This is a genomic window from Pannonibacter sp. Q-1, assembly GCF_054073275.1.
The window spans coordinates 1-975 of sequence record NZ_JBSXNB010000024.1 but is presented as its reverse complement, the minus strand read 5'-3'; the positions used below and the strand labels follow the sequence as shown (position 1 = coordinate 975).

General features: G+C 61.4%; 1 protein-coding gene. It reads left to right on the top strand.

Going from position 1 to position 975, the window contains the following annotated elements; genetic code table 11:
• Positions 1-275 precede the first annotated feature (275 nt).
• The coding region (locus tag ACVNHC_RS24475) for a hypothetical protein (protein WP_457169896.1) at positions 276-975 on the top strand (700 nt) is incomplete at its 3' end.

The window sequence follows — 975 nt, the reverse complement described above, 5'->3', positions numbered from 1 at the left end:
GGCTAGGCGACGCCGATTTCAAAAAGTCCGAGTGTCGGGTGTCGAGTGTCGCGTGTCGCTTCGCTCCACTCTCACCCGACACTGACACTATGGGGCTAAAAGACTACACGCCGGAGGGTAAAAGACTACACGCCGGAGGGTATGAGACTACACGCCGGAGGGTATGAGACTACACGCCGGAGGGTATGAGACTACACGCCGGAGGGTTACGGCTAGGGCCGGGAGGGTATTCGACTACAGTTGACGGACTACAAATGTAGTTATAATTGTAGTCTATGAGAAAGATCACCGTCCCCACCAGCGCCGTAACGCTTCGTTCCGAACAGCCGCTTACCCCGGCCATGGTGTCAACCGTCTGGGAGATCGCCAGCGCGCTGGATGAACAGCACACACCGGCATCAGTTCCGAACTCGGTTTGGCTTGAAGTCCCCACCGTTCGGCTGCGCGGTGAGGGGGGGCGCTCGGATAACGTCTGGCTACGTGAATGCCTAGACCGGCTCATGGGCGTCAAACTGTCCGGAGAGTACCGAGGAGACCCTTGGGGCGCTGTCGTCCTGGCTGAATGGCACATCACGGAAGGCGGTAGTCTGGCCCGCCTGCTGATCCCGCCCGCGGGCGTCCACGCGCTGCGGTCTCCGGCCAATTTCACGAAGATTGAGGCCCACGCGGCGCACCGTCTCACCGGCCACGGGCGGCAGCTCTACGCGATACTGAGCGACAAAAAGCGGCTCGGCCGTCCCTACTGGACCTTCACGCTGGACGAGCTGCGGGCGCTCATGGGAGTTAAGGGGAGCAGGGCTTACGACAGGTGGAACAATTTCAGGGCTCGTGTGCTTGATCCGGCCCTTGAGGCCATCAACGATTACGGGACGGTGAGCGTCACCATGACGCCGGAGAAACGGGGCCGGTCGGTCCATGCTGTTCGGTTCGACTGGCGCTGGAAGGACCCGCACGACGCGGCGGAAACTCTGACAG